14 protein-coding genes are annotated in these 15111 nt (G+C 69.6%); 6 read left to right on the forward strand and 8 right to left on the reverse strand.

Features of this window, described 5'->3' with window-relative positions; all coding sequences use genetic code 11:
• Nucleotides 1–46: 46 nt before the first annotated feature.
• On the reverse strand, nucleotides 47–820 hold the full coding sequence (locus AB0M95_RS35105) for a methyltransferase domain-containing protein (protein WP_363774244.1): 774 nt from the start codon (nucleotides 818–820) through the stop codon (nucleotides 47–49).
• 554 nt (nucleotides 821–1374) lie between these two features.
• Entirely contained in the window at nucleotides 1375–1797 is a 423-nt protein-coding gene (locus AB0M95_RS35110) for a BlaI/MecI/CopY family transcriptional regulator (protein WP_363774247.1), read from the reverse strand.
• A 58-nt stretch (nucleotides 1798–1855) separates the two neighbouring features.
• Between AB0M95_RS35110 and AB0M95_RS35115 the strand changes: the two genes are divergently transcribed.
• On the forward strand, nucleotides 1856–2788 hold the full coding sequence (locus AB0M95_RS35115) for a M56 family metallopeptidase (RefSeq protein WP_363774250.1): 933 nt from the start codon (nucleotides 1856–1858) through the stop codon (nucleotides 2786–2788).
• A 69-nt stretch (nucleotides 2789–2857) separates the two neighbouring features.
• Here the strand turns inward: AB0M95_RS35115 and AB0M95_RS35120 are convergent, their stop codons facing one another.
• The 4 genes from AB0M95_RS35120 to AB0M95_RS35135 are packed head-to-tail and all read right to left on the reverse strand — an operon-like array spanning nucleotide 2858 to nucleotide 7720.
• Nucleotides 2858–4300: an ATP-binding cassette domain-containing protein gene (locus tag AB0M95_RS35120; protein ID WP_363774253.1), complete on the reverse strand. Its 1443-nt coding sequence runs from the start codon at nucleotides 4298–4300 to the stop codon at nucleotides 2858–2860.
• Entirely contained in the window at nucleotides 4297–5145 is an 849-nt protein-coding gene (locus AB0M95_RS35125; RefSeq protein WP_363774256.1) for an ABC transporter permease subunit, read from the reverse strand. Before AB0M95_RS35125 ends, AB0M95_RS35120 begins: the two co-directional genes overlap by 4 nt.
• Complete coding sequence (locus tag AB0M95_RS35130; RefSeq protein ID WP_363774259.1) at nucleotides 5142–6167, reverse strand: ABC transporter permease; 1026 nt, start codon at nucleotides 6165–6167, stop codon at nucleotides 5142–5144. The genes AB0M95_RS35125 and AB0M95_RS35130 overlap by 4 nt, the downstream gene beginning before the upstream one ends.
• Nucleotides 6167–7720: an ABC transporter substrate-binding protein gene (locus AB0M95_RS35135; RefSeq protein WP_363774262.1), complete on the reverse strand. Its 1554-nt coding sequence runs from the start codon at nucleotides 7718–7720 to the stop codon at nucleotides 6167–6169. The genes AB0M95_RS35130 and AB0M95_RS35135 overlap by 1 nt, the downstream gene beginning before the upstream one ends.
• A 251-nt stretch (nucleotides 7721–7971) precedes the next feature.
• Here AB0M95_RS35135 and AB0M95_RS35140 point away from each other — a divergent pair, with 251 nt between their 5' ends.
• The 5 genes from AB0M95_RS35140 to AB0M95_RS35160 are packed head-to-tail and all read left to right on the forward strand — an operon-like array spanning nucleotide 7972 to nucleotide 13818.
• On the forward strand, nucleotides 7972–8979 hold the full coding sequence (locus tag AB0M95_RS35140; RefSeq protein ID WP_363774265.1) for a TauD/TfdA family dioxygenase: 1008 nt from the start codon (nucleotides 7972–7974) through the stop codon (nucleotides 8977–8979).
• Nucleotides 8976–9959: an ornithine cyclodeaminase family protein gene (locus AB0M95_RS35145; protein WP_363774268.1), complete on the forward strand. Its 984-nt coding sequence runs from the start codon at nucleotides 8976–8978 to the stop codon at nucleotides 9957–9959. Before AB0M95_RS35140 ends, AB0M95_RS35145 begins: the two co-directional genes overlap by 4 nt.
• Complete coding sequence (locus tag AB0M95_RS35150; protein WP_363774271.1) at nucleotides 9956–11332, forward strand: Y4yA family PLP-dependent enzyme; 1377 nt, start codon at nucleotides 9956–9958, stop codon at nucleotides 11330–11332. The genes AB0M95_RS35145 and AB0M95_RS35150 overlap by 4 nt, the downstream gene beginning before the upstream one ends.
• A 51-nt stretch (nucleotides 11333–11383) precedes the next feature.
• The gene (locus tag AB0M95_RS35155; RefSeq protein ID WP_363774274.1) at nucleotides 11384–12424 is read left to right on the forward strand and encodes a cysteine synthase family protein; all 1041 of its coding nucleotides are present in this window, start codon (nucleotides 11384–11386) and stop codon (nucleotides 12422–12424) included.
• Nucleotides 12418–13818 (forward strand): MATE family efflux transporter, encoded by a 1401-nt coding sequence (locus AB0M95_RS35160; RefSeq protein WP_363774277.1) that lies wholly within the window; start codon nucleotides 12418–12420, stop codon nucleotides 13816–13818. Before AB0M95_RS35155 ends, AB0M95_RS35160 begins: the two co-directional genes overlap by 7 nt.
• A 273-nt stretch (nucleotides 13819–14091) precedes the next feature.
• On the opposite strand, the gene AB0M95_RS35165 is transcribed toward AB0M95_RS35160, so the two are convergent.
• Both AB0M95_RS35165 and AB0M95_RS35170 read right to left on the reverse strand, forming a co-directional pair.
• Nucleotides 14092–14223 (reverse strand): DUF397 domain-containing protein, encoded by a 132-nt coding sequence (locus AB0M95_RS35165; protein WP_358509236.1) that lies wholly within the window; start codon nucleotides 14221–14223, stop codon nucleotides 14092–14094.
• Between the two features lie 37 nt (nucleotides 14224–14260).
• Entirely contained in the window at nucleotides 14261–14890 is a 630-nt protein-coding gene (locus AB0M95_RS35170; protein ID WP_363774280.1) for a DUF5753 domain-containing protein, read from the reverse strand.
• Nucleotides 14891–15111 lie beyond the last annotated feature (221 nt).

Genomic DNA, 15111 nt, shown 5'->3' on the forward strand with positions numbered 1-15111 from the left:
GCGCCACAGGGTCCCGGGCCCGCGATAGGCCGGACACGGCTCGTGATCAGCCGGAGGCCGGATGCCCGACGATGAGCCGCAGCGAGCCGACGTACTCCGGCCGACGGCGCAGATACCCGTACTTCTCGTCCCAGGCGCCGCTCTCCAGGTCGCGGCGCAGCCGGTCGGCGGCGCGGGCCTCGTCCACGTCGTCCACGAACCCCCACGCGGACTGCGACGCGCGGACCTGCGGGTCCAGCAGGCACTCGGGACGCGCGTAGTACGCCTCGACGAACCCGTCCACGCAGTCGATCGGGACGGGGACCGGCTCGACGCGGGAGACCGGGCCGACGAGGGAGGCGATGGCGCCGATCGCCGGGTACCGGGGCCGCTCGACGGCGAACAGCTCGGGCGCGTACTCGGCCAGCCAGAACTCGTCGAGCGCGTCGCCGTCGAAGGTGAGGATCACGACCGGGCCCCGGCTGACGCGGCGCAGCTCGCGCAGCCCGCGCTCGTGGTCCGCCCACTGGTGGACGGTGATGGTGGCCATGGCGGCGTCGAAGGTGTGGTCGTCGAACGGGAGGTTCTCGGCCGTCCCGATCACGGCGGGCGCCCGGTGCGCGGGACGCTGCCCGCGCATCACGGCGGACGGCTCGACGGGCGTCACGTACCGGTCCTCGGGCTCGTACGACCCCGCCCCCGCGCCCACGTTGACGACCGTCCGGGCGTCGCCGAGCGCGGCGTGCACCATCGCGGCGATCCGCGGATCGGTGCGCCGCCGCACGGCGTACCCGTGGCCGTGCGTGTCGTAGTCGAAATCCCCCGCCGGGCCGCTGGTCACGTCAGCTCTCCGTTCGTCGCCGTCCCTTCAGGACCGTATTGATCACTCCCTGGCGAGGGCAATCGAATATGGGGCCGTCTCCGGGATTTCCGGACGCTACGGTGGGGGCGTGGCCGCCTCCGGATACTCGGGCACCCCGCTCGCCAAGAAGATCGGCGTCAAGCAGGGCCACCGCGTGCACCTGGCCCACCGCCCCGGCGACTGGCAGATCCCGGATCCGCCCGACGGCTGCACCGTCAGGGCGCCGGTTGGCGTGCGCGGTGACTGTGGTGAGGGCGACTGGTTCGTCCAGGTTGTTGGCGTAGCGCTCGCGGCGAGCTGGTCGAGAACCGCGTGTCCGCGGTGGGGCAAGGCCTCGGCGGCCGGCAGGGCGAGCACCGGTATGGTGCCTGCGCGATCGGCACCGCCGCCCACCAACCGTCCGGCCACGCGTGATGGGCCGGCAAGCCCTGCCCCTTGTTGCCGACTTTCCCTAGCATTAGGTTAGCCTTGCCTAATCGCTCGCCCGTTGGGAAGGTTCTCTGGTGCCTTGTCGTGCTCTGCGTGTTCGGTCCTCAGGAGCGGGGGTCGTCGAGCAGGCTCCGGAGGATTTTCTCGTCGCCAGGTTCGAGACCGCTCACGAACCGGCGAAGCACGGAGGCCCGATCGGTCTCCTCGGCGAGAAGTCGATTCATGTGCGCGGCGACCAGGCTCGCGGCGTCTGCGATCGCTCTGTATCGGAAGGCTTTGCCGTCGCGTTCGCGCGTCGCGGCGCCTTTCTTGGTCAGCCTGTTCAGGGTGGTGATCACCGTGCTGTAGGTCAGGCCTGCCGGGGCACCGAGACGTTCGAGGACCTCGCCCGTCGTCAGCGGTCGGTCGGAGGTGGACAGGATGGTGATGACCTGTGCTTCGAGTTGCCCGGCCCGCCTTTTGGGTGCGGCGGGCTCAGGGGCCGGCGGTTGGCGGTCTGTCACTCTGTGAATTTTATCCGTCGCCACAACACCGCTCCGTGGCGGAGACCATTCCTTGGGACGGCTCGAACCCCGGAGTGCATGCTTGTTTGATCATTTCGTCTGGTCCGTCCTGACGGTGCCGGTGGTGGTGGTCGCTCTCACAACGCTTCTCGCGGACCGGCTACCGCCGTCACCTGCCGCTGTGGTCCTGGCCTGGTCGGCTGCCGGAGCGGCATTGGCCAGCCTGCTCAACCTGGCGGCGTTCACCGTCAAGGCGGTGGCTGAAGTTCCCCTCGTCGCAGGTCATCTGGGGTGGTCGCATCAGACCGTGATCGACGATACGGCTCACGTGCGCTGGGTTCCGTGGCTTTGCGCGATCTTGCTGATGTGGTCCGCGGTGGGCGTCCGCAGAGTGGTGACGCGCAATCGCAGGGCACGGTCGATGGCGCTGCACCTCGCTGCGGCCGCGGGCCACCACGGGGTCGTCGTGGTCCAGAGCGCGGAAGTCGAGGCGTTCGCGGTGCCGGGCAGGCCCGGACACGTTGTCGTCACGACCGGCATGAGAGCGATCCTCGCTGACGAGCAGTACGAGGCATTGCTGGCTCACGAGCGAGCGCACCTGGACCAGGGCCACCCCAGGCTGATGCTGCTGAGCGATCTGGCCGGCGCCGCCCATCCCGTGCTGCGGTGGGTTTCCGATCCTGTCAGCTATCTTGTCGAACGCGCCGCCGACGAACACGCGGCATCGATGGTCGGCGATCGCAGGATCCTTGCCCAAGCGATCGGCACAGCGGCTCTGGCGGCTGGCGGCCGGCCGCTGTTGGAGTCTGGCTCCTTGGCGTCCTTCGCCATGTCCAGGCGCCCTGGGGCGATACCGCGCAGAGTCACCGCACTGCTCGGCCTCCAGGCCCGCAAGCGCCGACTGTGGCCGGCCGCCATTCCCGCCGTCCTGGCGGTGAGCTCACTGGTGTGGACGGGAGAGGCGCTGTACGACCTGGTCGAACTGCTCGTCCTCGCACATGGGGCGCACCGCTGAGCCGACACCGCCGGATCTGGATCCGGCCACCAGGCGAGCATGTATGAGGCTTGGTGTAGCGCCGTCGGTTCAGAGCTGAACCCGAGTGATCCGCCCGTGCTCCAGGAGGTGGGCTTCGTCGGTGTAGGCGTGGACGAGGTCGAGCTGGTGGCTGACCAGCAGCAGGGCCATCCCGCGTTCGGCGCGGAGCCCGGCCAGCGTGTTCATGATCTCGATTCCGGTGGCGGGGTCGAGCGCTGAGGTGATCTCGTCGCACAGCAGGTAGTCGGGGTCGGCGGCGAGGGCTCGGGCGATTGAGACCCGCTGTCGTTGACCGCCTGACAGTTGTGCGGGATAGCGGGAGGCGGTGTCGGCCGGAAGGCCGACCTGCTGGAGGAGGGCGCCGACTGCGGCGCGGACATCGCTTCGGGCGGTTCCGCCGAGCCGGGTGAGCGGGCGCGCCAGGGTGGCTCCCACGCTGCGGGACGGGTTGAGCGCGCTGAGCGGGTCCTGGGGTACGAGCCTGATCCGGCGTTGCTGGATCCTGGTGCGCCGGCGGGCCTTGAGTTCGAGCCGGTCACCGTCGAGGACGATGGATCCTTCTGCCGTCGGATGGAGGCCTGCCAGGACCCTGAGCAGCAGCGACTTGCCGGTGCCCGAGGGGCCGGTGAGCCCGATGGCCGAGGCCGGCGGCACGGTCAGGTCAACGCCCTGAAGGGGAAGGTGTCGTCGCGTTCCCTTGCCGAACGCGACCTCGATCTTCCGGGCCGCCAGCCCGGTGACGGGCTCGGATACCGGGTGCGGTCGTTGGGGAGGCCGGTGGGTCGCGACCGGGGTGGCGGCCGGAGGTGTGGAGCCGGTGAGCGCGATGGACCGGTCCGCGCAGGAGTCGATCAACGCGGGATCGTGGCAGGTCATGACGATCGCGATGCCGCGTTCGGTGGCGAGGGCGCGCAGCAGGCGGGCGATCGAGTCGCGCAGCGAACGGTCCATGCCGGCGGTGGGCTCGTCGAGGAGCAGCAGCCGGGGCTCGCGCGCGAGAGCTCGGGCCAGGGCCACACGCCGCTGCTGGCCTCCGGAGATCGCGTGGCGGCGCCGCTCCGCCAGACCGTCCGCGCAAGGCAGCCGGCACAGGGCGAGCAATTCCTCTGCGGAACTCCGTGTGGTGGGCGCCATCGTCTCGGTGACGAGGCGCCGGACGGTCATGCGTGGGTTCAACATCGATCCCGGGTCCTGGCCGACGTACCCGATGCGCGAGCGGCGCAGGTCTCTGAGATCGCGCGCCGGGAGGCTCAGGACGTCGTGGCCGAGCACGTCGATGCGGCCCGAAGGCAGAGCGGCCGGAGGCAGATGTCCCAGGGCCGCACGGAGCAGGGTGGTCTTTCCGGCACCTGAGGCTCCGGTGAGCGCGACGATTTGCCCGGTACGGACCGTCAGGCTGGTACGGGGCAGGAGGATCGTCCCGTCGGGCAACGCGACCTCCAGGTCGGTGCAGCTCAACGCCGGGGAGTCCGTCATCGGAATGCCTTTCATTCCCGAGAGCCTGGACGGGCGATGCCGGTCGCGACCGGCTTCCTGGACAGGGCTTCGGAGGCGAGGTTGACGCTGATGGCCAGGATGGCGATGGCCAGACTCGGGGCCAGGACGGCCCAGGGATTCAACAGGATGCCGCCGGAGTTCTCGCGGATCATCAACGCCCAGTCGGCCGCCGGTGGTTGCGGGCCGATCTGGAGGAAGCCCGCCATGGAGATGATGTAGATGGCCTCGACGAACCGGAGGCCGAACAGCGCGATGAGGGTGGAGCGCAGGTTCGGTACGAGTTCGCGGGCCGCCACATAGGACAGGCGCTCGCCCGAGGCGAGGGCGGTCTCGATGTAACCGGTCGTGGTCAGGGGCAGGGCAGCGCCGGCCACGACTCTCGTGGCGTACGGGAGGCCCAGCGTCACGGCCGCGGCGGCCACGGCGAGCCGGCCGCCGCCGGGCCAGGTCATGCCGATCAGCATGACGCCCAGGACCGGGGGGAGCAGGATCGCGATGTCGGCGCCGCGCTCGACGACTCTGCGAGCCGCAGGACTCAGCGCGGCCAGGCATCCGAGCCAGATCGCTCCGGCGGTGATGATCAAGGCCACGGCCAGCGCGCTGGTGATCAGCGCGGTTCCCCCGGACAGCAGGCGGCTCAGGACGTCTCGCCCGAGCTGATCGCCGCCGAGCGGCGCGCCGTCCTCTGGAGGGGCATAGGGCATCGTGATCGGCGCGTCGACCGGATGCTCGGCCAGGAACGGGCCGGCCAGCGCGGCAATGATCAGCAGGAGGGCGGGGACGGCCTTGCGAAGACCGCCGGCGCGCCATGGTCTGGCGGCGTGCGACGAGGTGTTCATCTGCGGCCTCCGACGACGACGTCGCGGATCACATCGGAGGCCAGCAGGACGATGGTGATGGCGGCTCCGGCGCACACCGCGACGCCCGCGACCAGCGGTGTGTCGCGGTCGGAGACGGCCCCGGCCAGAAGAGTGCCGACGCCCGGGTAGTTGAAGAGCGTCTCCACGACCACCGCGCCCCCGAACAGCATCCCGGCGCTGGTGGCGATGCCGGCGGCGATGGTCGGGACCGCGCCCGGCAGCGCGTGGCGTAACACGACCACGTGGGCAGGCAGGCCGTCGAGGCCGGCCGCTTCCACGTGCGGCAGCGCCGCCTGGTCGGCGAGCGCTCCGCGGACGATGCGGGTGTTCCAGCCGGTCTGCGGGATGGTCAGTGCCAGCACCGGCATGACCAGCATTGTCCATGAACCCGGCGCTCCGGTCGCGTCGGTGACGGTGACGGCGGGCAGCAGGCCCGTCCACAACGCGAGGGGCAGAACCAGGGCGATGGCCACGATGTACTCGGGCAGGGCGAAGGCCGAGGTCGCAAGGTGCCCGATGACCCGGTCGGTGAGTCCCCCTGGGCGCGCGGCCGCCCAACAGCCCAGGGCAAGGGACGCCAGTACGGTGAGCACCAGGGCGCTGAGGGCGAGGACGAGTGTGTTGGGGAACGGGTCGGCGAGAACCTCGGTGACCGGCCGCCCACGGGCTGAGACGCCCAGGTTTCCTGAGGGCAGGGCGGTCATCCAGGTGGCGAAGCGCGTCCACAGCGGCTGGTCCAGGCCCAGCAGGTGCCGTCGCGCCGCCAGGCCGGCCGCGCTCTCGCCGCGTTCGGCGGTGGCGGTGGCAGCGTCACCGGGCAGCAGTTCGACCGCGGCGAAGACGATGGCCAGCAGCGTCACAAGCAGGCTCACCCGCACGATCAGCAGCCGGGCGACGTCTCGTATCGCGGCCCCGGCTGAGGTGGCGGACCACCGCGCCCGCCGCGAGGCTTCGGGCGCGGGAAGCCGTGGCTCGGCCGTCGGCTCGTCGGCGGTCCGCATCAATCGAGCCACACGTTCTCGAGCTGGACCCGCCCGTATCCCGGTAGCTCGGGCAGCCCATGGACCTTGCCGTCGGCCAGGTCGATGCCATCCGCCATGCCCCACAGCAGATAGCCCGATCGTTGGTGTTCGATCCGCTGCACGTCCTGGAGGGCCGCGCTGCGCGCGCCCGGGTCGCTGGTTTGCAGAACCTTGCGGTAGGCGGCGTCGAAGTCCGTGTCGGACCAGCCCGCCTCGTTCTGGCCGGCTTCACTGACCATCGTCTTGGACGCGAAGAAGACCACCGAGTCGTTGGTGCCCCAGTAGGTCGTGTAGAGGTCGCCCTTGAGCCAGGTCTTCTCGTAGAAGGCTCCGGACTCCTGCTTCACCACCTGGATCTTGACCCCGGCGTCCTTCGCCTGGGCGGCGAAAAGGGTGGCCGACTCCGCGAGGCCGGGAATGTCCTCGGTCGTCACCAGATCGTAGGTCTTCGACAGGTCGAAGCCGGCGGCGGACAGCAGCGCCTTGGCCTTGTCCAGGTTCCGGGAGCGCTGCGGGATGTTCTTGGCGTAGTCGGGGTCGCCGGTCCCGAGGATGTCGTTGGCGACGGTGCCGTAGCCGGACAGGACCTGCTTGACCATCGCGTCGCGGTCGACGAGCAGCCGCATGGCCTCGCGGACCCGGGGATCGGCGAAGGGCCCGTCGGCGGTGCGCATGACGATGGGCATGGACATGTCGTTCGGGCGCCGGATGACACGCACGTCCTTGCGGGCCTCGGCGGTGCGCGCGGCGACGGCGCCGACATTCGAGGCGACATCGATCTGCCCGGCGAGGACCGCGTTGGCCATCGCCGCGGACGTCTCGAACATCGTCACCTCGATGGCGTCGAGGCGGACGGTTCCGCCGTGCCACCGATCATTACGGATGAGGCGGGCATTGCCGCCCCGGTACCAGTCGAGTTCGAAGGGGCCGGTGCCGGGCGCGGATTCCAGGGCGTCGTCGGCCGTGCCCTTCTTCAGGACGAAGGTCGTCAGACGGGTGAGCAGCGGCAGTTCCGCGTTCGGGTAGTCCGATGTCAGCACGACCGTCGAAGGGCCGTCCGCGGTGATGTTCTTCGCCTGGATTCCAGGCAGCCGTGCCGCCCCCGAGGGGGTGCTGCGCAGACGGCGCAACGACCACACCACGTCTTCGGCGGTGACCGGTGCGCCGTCGTGGAACACGGCGTCCTTGACGATCGAGAAGCGCCATGTCTTGAGGTCGCTGGAGGCCTGCCAGGACTCCGCGAGACGCCCGACGGTGTTCTTGTCCGCCCCCGGCACGGTCAGCGTGTCGTAGACCAGGGCCAGGATCAGGTAGTCGCTCTCGTTGCCCTGGGTGCCATGCGGGTCGCGAGTGATCGCGCTGGCGCGTCCGAGCGCCCCGATCCGTAGCGTGCCGCCCTGCTTCGGCTGCCCCGCCGCGTTGGACGGGGCCGGATCGGACGAGGTCGTGTCGCCGCCGGAGCATGCCGCGAGAAGGGCGGCGGCGGCCAGCATTCCGCCCGCTCCCAGAAGTTGACGCCTGTTCAGGTTCACGTGTCCTCGATCTGCCGGCTACCGCAGGGATGCATGGTGACTCGCTCTCGTTTTCCGTCGAGCACGTTTCATCGCAGGTCAGAACGCATCTGTGCGGGCTCAGGACCGGGACGGGGGCACCACCGGGAACTCGAAAGCAAGGTTAGCCTATGCTAAGTTTTATCGAGTGTAAAAACACGGCCTGGTAACCGACCTGACCACGGCCGTGCTCTTCGGATCCGCGCTCTCCCGCACCGGAACGGAACCTCCTGATGAATGAGGCGTTAGCTTTCGTGCGCTCCTTCGACGCGTCCGGCGCCCGGCAACTCCACTCGGCGGCCCGGCAGATCTTCTCCGAATGCGGTACCGCGTCCCCCTCGCCGGACCTGTTCGCTCGTGTAGGTCAAGCTGTGAAGACACTCGGCGACGCCGTACTCGACCAGTGCCGGCCCGTCGACACCGCCGACGGACTGTTCGTCCTGACAGGGCTGAGCCTCGACGACGAGGCGATCGGCGCCACGCCCTCCCACTGGGCCACAGCAGGCGAGGAAAGCCCGCATGACATCGTCCTGCTGCTCCTGTCAGCCGCCATGGGCAATCCCATCGCCTGGCCCGGCCAGCAGAACGGCCGCTACGTCCACAACATCGTGCCTGCCCGCGGGCACGAGAACGAGCAGACCGGGGCGAGCAGCACCGTCCTGCTCGCCCCGCACACCGAGGACGCCTTCCACCCCGGCCGCGCGAGCCTGCTGCTGCTCGGCTGCATGCGCAACCACGACCGCATCGCGACGACAGCGGCGAGCATCCGCAGAACGCGCCTGGACGATGACGCCATCGAGACCTTGACCAGGGCGGAGGTGCCGATCCTCCCCGACGACTCCTACACCGAGGCCCAGGCCTACACCCGTCAGCCGCCGCCGGCCGTACCGACCCTGTTCCACGCCGACGACGGACTGACCTTGCGATTCGATCCCGCCTACACGCCCCTGCGGCAGGCCCCTCCGCCCTATCAGGCCGCCTACCGGCGTCTCACCGCGGAACTCACCCGCGTGAGCGTCTCGATCGCACTGTCGCCGGGGGAGATCCTCGTCATCGACAACGACCAGGCCGTCCACGGCAGGGTTCCCTTCCGGCCGCGCTACGACGGCACCGACCGCTGGCTCAAGCGAGCCTCCGTCCGCGTTCCGGGCCGCCACGCCCGCCCGCCGGCCGAGGCTGCGGAGCACGGGTACGGCCAGCCTGTCGTCGAAGCGCACCCCCGAACCGGAGGAACGGCATGACCATCGCCGACCTGCGCATCCTCTCGGCCACCGACCTGGCCGGGCTGGAGATCTCCCTCGCCGACGTGATCGCCACCGTGGAGGACGCCTATCTCACCTTGCAGGCGGGCCGGTCCGACAACCCGCGGAAGCTGACCGTCAAGCCGCCGGACGGCCACTCGGTGTCGTACGCGATGCTGGGCAGGGACGGCTCCCGCGACGTCGTTGCCATCAAGACCTCCTACAAGCACGGACTCGACAAGGGCCGCGACGAGCAGCGCTACTACACCACCCTCACCCTCTACGACGACACCACGGGCCTGCCCATGGCCATGATGGACTGCTCGCGCATCGGCTCCCTGCGCACACCCGCCGTCTCGGCGCTACTCGCCCGTGAATGCGCGGTCCCCGGCGCCCGCACCGCGCTGGTCATCGGCACCGGCACCCAGGGCCGCCTCGCCCTGCCCTTCCTGCTGACCGTCCTGCCGGACCTGGACCGGACCATGGTCTACGGCACGCACCCCGAGGGCATCACCGCCATCCAGGACCACCTGGGCGCCCACTTTCCCGGCCGCGACGCGGAGATCGTCACCGACCTGCGGCAGGCCGCCGCGTCGGCCGACATCATCGTCGCGGCCGCCGGCGGGCACACCCCGGCGGCCGTCGAAGCGGCCTGGCTCAAACCCGGCGCGCTGTCCATCCTCGTCGGGCACGGCCTCGCACCCTCTACCCTGCACGAAGCCGACAGGATCATCGCCACCAGCGAAGCCCAGATGAACGTCACCGGCACCGACATGGCCGACGCGAGCGGCGTCCTCCCGGCCGTGGACGCCGAGTTCCCGGCCGTCATCGCCGGCGCCGCCGTCGGCCGCGGCTCGGCGCAGGAGCGCGTCTTCGCCTACAACAGCGGCCTGGTCGTCACCGACATCGCCCTCGGCCACCGCTTCGCCCAGCTCGCCCTCGCCCAAGGCCTCGGAAGGGGGATACCGCTGTGGCGGTGACCCCATCAACGACCACGTCCACTTGGCCGAGGCTGCCGGTCTTACCCGACGCCGCCACCGACGCGGTGGTGGCCAGCGGACTGCTTGCCGAGCTCGCCCACGCCTTCGGCGGGCCGTTCCACTTCCTGCTGCCCGACGCCTTCGACGTCAACCTCCAGGCCATGCAGGACGTCCTGGCCTCAGCCGGCGTGAACGGTGTGGTGTACTTCGCGAAGAAGGCCAACAAGGCGGCCGTCTTCGCCGAACGCGCGGCGGCGGGCGGCGCGGGCGTGGACGTGGCCTCTGCAGGGGAACTGCGCGAGGCTCTCGGTCATGGGGTCCGGGGCGAGCACCTCGTGGTGACCGGGCCCGCCAAGGCCCCGGCTCTGCTGCGTCTGGCCGTCCAGCATGGCGCGCTCATCGCGATCGACGCGATCGACGAGCTGGACGCCGTGATCACCCTCCCCCCGGCCGGTCAGGGGCACCCGGCCCGCGTGCTGCTGCGCGCGCTGCCTTCAGTCCAGCCAGACAGCCGGTTCGGGATGGCCGCCGCCGAACTCGTCACCGCCATGGACAGGTGTGCGACGGCCGGCGATGCGATACGCATGGAGGGCTTCAGCTTCCACCTGTCCGGCTACGCCCTCCAGCCGCGCGCCGACCTCGCCGCTCGCCTGATCGACCTGTGCCGCATGGCCCGCGCGCGAGGACTGCAGGCCGGCCGGATCAGCATCGGCGGCGGCCTGCCCATCAGCTACACCGACGCCGATAGCTGGCATACCTTCCTCACCCAGCACCACGCACGCCACTACCACACGGGCAAGAAGTTCCCCCCCGCCGACTTCTACCCCTACCATTCCGCCCCGTCCGGCCCGGCCGCACTGGCCGCGCTCCTGCAGACCCGACCGCACACCACCGGCGCCACCCTGGCCGACATCATCAGGGACGCCGGGGTGCAACTGCTCCTAGAGCCAGGTCGGGCCCTGCTAGACCGGGCAGGCGCCACCGTCTTCACCATTCAAGGGGTCAAGGATCGGGGCGGCTACCGGCTCCTGACGGTCGACGGGACCAGCCTGAGCCTGTCGGAACAGTGGTTCAACAGCGAATACCTCCCCGACCCCCAGATCATCCCCCAAGACCACGCCGCACCCGCCGGGGTGTTCCCCGCGAGCGTCGGCGGGGCCACCTGCCTGGAATCGGACATGCTCACCTGGCGCAAGATCGCCTTCCCCCACCTCCCACGCGCAGGAGACCTCCTGCTCTATCCCAACACCGCCGGCTATCAGATGGACTCCAACGAGTCCCCCTTCCACGACCTGCCCCTGCCGCCCAAGGTCGTCATCGACCGCACCGACCACCCAAGGCCGCGCTGGCGCCTGGACCGGCACTTCACCTGACGGCCCCGCCACACCTTTCGACCGGACCGGCCCCATGAACAGGAGCCTTTGATGCCCGGAGCCCTTCAGCGTCCCGCCGTGGTCTCCCGCCTATCCGACCTGATCGGCTACACCCCCCTGCTGGAACTCGCCACCACCGAGACCGGCAGCCGCCTGCTGCTGAAACTGGAAATGTTCAACCCCACCGGCACCGCCAAGATCCGCATGGCCCGCGCCATGGTCGACGCCGCCGAAGCGACCGGCCACCTGGGCTGCGGCGGCCGGATCATCGAGTCCACCTCCGGTAACACCGGCCTTGGACTATCGGTGATCGCCGCCGAACGCGGCTACACCTTCACCGCCGTCGTCGACAACCACGCCTCCGCCGACAAGCTACGCGCGATGAAGGCCTTAGGCGCCGAACTGGTGTACGTCGACGACGACGGCACCGACGAGCTCGCCACCGCCGCACGCGAGGAACTCGCCGAGAGCATGGCCCGCGGCCACGACAACACCATCTTCACAGAGCAGCACAACAACCCCGCCAACGGCGCCGGTTACTTCCCCCTCGCCCACGAGCTCAACGAGGCCCTCGACGGAAAGATCGACGTCCTGATCGGCGCCGTCGGCACCGGCGGAGGACTGTGCGGCACCAGCCGGGAACTGAACAAGCTGATACCCGCCTTCACCGTGATCGGCGTGGAGCCCAAGGGATCGATCGCGTTCGGCGGCCCCGCTCACGACTACTATCAATCCGGCACCGGCACCCCCGAAGGCGCCCAGATCGGCGCACTGGTCGACTTCGACCTGATCGACGAAGGCGTCAAGGTAGGCGACGTCGAAGCGTTCGCGGCCTGCCGGGCCGTCGCCCGTACCGGCCTGCTCATCGGAGGCTCGGCCGGCGGCGTCGTCTACGAAGCGCTGACCCGCCTGCCCTCCCAGCCACCGGGTACCACGATGGTCGCCCTGCTCAACGACGGAGGGGAGAAGTACATGGACACGGTCTTCAACGACCAATGGATGAGCGAACGCGACCTTCTGAACCCAGACGTCGAGAGACACGTCGAGGAACTTCTCACCAAGCTCCGCAGGAACCGGCGGATCGCATGCTGAGCACCCTCCGGCGCGACAGCCGTGCCCTCGGCGCGCTCGCGGTCCCGCTCATCCTCACCCAGCTCGCCCAGGTCGCGCTGACGACCACCGACACGGTGATGATGGCCCTGCTGGGCACCACCGAACTCGCGGCCGGCGGGCTCGCCATCGTGATCTTCAACCAGATACGCACCATGTGCGTCGGCCTGGGCACCGCCGCAGGCAACCAGATCGCCGCCGCCGCCGCTCGCGCCGAGCAGGCCACCAACGGCGACACCCACGCCCAGGACGCAGCACACGACGAAGTGCGCACCATCCTGCGATCGAGCCTGGCCGTCGCCACCCTCGCCGGCATCGCCGGCGCCCTCGTGATGATCTGCATCGGGCAGGCGCTGGCCTGGCTCGGCCAGGACGCGACCATCGTCCACCTCACGCAGAACATGCTCTACGCCCTCGCCCCGGGTCTGCTTCCTTGCCTGTGGTTCCAGGCCGTACGCCAATTCACCGTCGGGATGCGACGCCCTCAAGCCCTGCTCCAGATCACCTTGGTGTCCATCGGCGTGAACGCAGGCCTGAACTGGATCCTGATCCACGGCGCCTTCGGCCTGCCCAGACTCGGCCTGACCGGCGTGGGCATCGCCACGTCAACTGTCTACCTGCTCTCCTTCCTCGCCCTCTGCCTCGCCGCGAAGAAGGACGCCACCCTCGCTCCCCTGCTCAGCCTCGACATCACCCGCGCGCAAATCGCCACCATCAAGCGGCTCCTCGGCCTCGGCATCCCGATCGCCGCCACATACGGCTCCGAGGCCGGTTTCTTCTCCGTCACCGCACTCATGGCCGGGTCCTTCGGCCCCGATGCTCTGGCCGCGCACACCGCCACCAACCAGCTCGTCTATATCGTCTTCCAAGTCGCGATAGGGCTCTCCCACGCCGCGTCCATCAACGTCAGCCGCGAACTCGCCCTCGGCCACATCGGCAACGCCGACCGCATCAAGAACACCGCCCTGGCCTGCGCCGCCTTCGTGATGACCATCGTCGGCACCCTCTACCTCACAATGCCCCGCCTGGTGCTGGCCCCCTTCCTCGGCACCGGCTCCGGCCAGGCCCTCACCATCGCCACTCACCTCCTCACCGTGGCCGCGTTCCTCCAGTTCTTCGACTGCGCCCAGAACATCGGCATTGGCCTCCTCCGCGGCCTCGACGACACCAAAAGCGGCCTGCGTTTCACGCTCATCGGCTACTGGGCGGTCGGACTACCCACCGCCTGGCTCCTCGCCTACCCCCTCGGCCTCGACACCCTCGGCATCTGGCTCGGCCTGCTCACCGGCCTCGCCGCCACCGCACTGCTACTTCTGCGCCGCTACACCATCGCCCTCGCCTCCCGGCGGCCGACCACGGCAACGGCAACTGCCTAACGAGCCGACCATCCACTCCGAGAGAGGGGGCCGAGTCCCTGCTCCTCGGACATCCGTGCGCGAGGCCTTCCTGCCGCTCGGCGTCGTGGACGTGAAGGTGGCCGCGGCCCTGGGCGACGACTGGTCCGGCCTGAAGTTCGTCCGACGCAAGCAGAACCGCACCACTTGACCCGGCCGACGGGAGGGCCCGCTCCCTGGCCTGTGACCGATCCTCAGGTGAGCACCTTCGGGACATCTCACCTGAGGATCCATCACCAAGGGAACGCGGCCAGGTCAGGCGGACAGTTCTCCTCGCGCGAGGCCGCGCAGGAACGCCGACCAGCCGTCAGGCGAGGCGACAAGAGCCGGACCTGACGGGTCCTTGCTGTCGCGGACCGCGACCAGCCCCGGCAGGTTGGACGCCACCTCGACACACTCTCCCTGCGCAGCGCTGAAACTGCTCTTACGCCACTGCGCTTCCCGAAGATCTCGGGCCATCATGGTTCACCGCTTCCTCTATTAGTCGGAGTGACTGGCTGAACGGGACTGCCTCCGCCCGGAGCGCGTCGTAAAGACGGACCAGCTCGGCGATCAACCGACGATCGTCGAAGGTCCGTCCGAACGGCTGCGCGTCGGTGTAGGCGGCGTAGGGGTGTCCGTTCCGCTCAGCGATGATGAAACCGCCTGCCATCCCACAGTGCGCCCGAACAGTGCTAGGCACAATTTGGATCGTCACCTCGGGAAGCCGGGCGATGTCAAGCAGGTGCATCAGCTGCTCCCGCATGACCTCGGTGTCGCCGATGACCCGGCGCAGCACGGCCTCATCCACGACCACGTTGAGCGCGGGCGGCTTGTCGCGATGAAGGATCGCCTGCCGCTGCATGCGGTTCGTCACCCTTCTCTCGACCTCCTCACCCGTGATGCCGGGGATGGTGGCGAGGACTTCCCGTGCGTACGCCGGTGTCTGAAGCAGGCCCGGAACGATGGCCGGCTGCCAGGTCCTCAGCCCCGTCGCGTCCTCCTCTTCCTCCAGCCACGGGCGCAGGTATTCGGGGGCCTTGTGCCAGGTCGTGGCCTTGTACAGCCTGACCATGGTGCCGTCCAGGCCGAAGACCTGGTCGCACAGTTCCGCGAACTGGCGGGACGGGGGACGTTTGACCTGCTCGACCCATGACCATCGAGTCGGAGTGACGCGCTCCCCGGGCTGAAGGCCCGGGGGTTCCGCCTGTGCCGCGCATGCTCACGCGGCGGCACTTCGGTGGCTTCCTGCTTCCTCGACCGTGCCCTTCTCACCGCGCCGGGGCGCGGAGGTCC

Source organism: Sphaerisporangium sp. NPDC051017, from assembly GCF_040683095.1.
In the GTDB taxonomy this organism is placed as follows: domain Bacteria; phylum Actinomycetota; class Actinomycetes; order Streptosporangiales; family Streptosporangiaceae; genus Sphaerisporangium.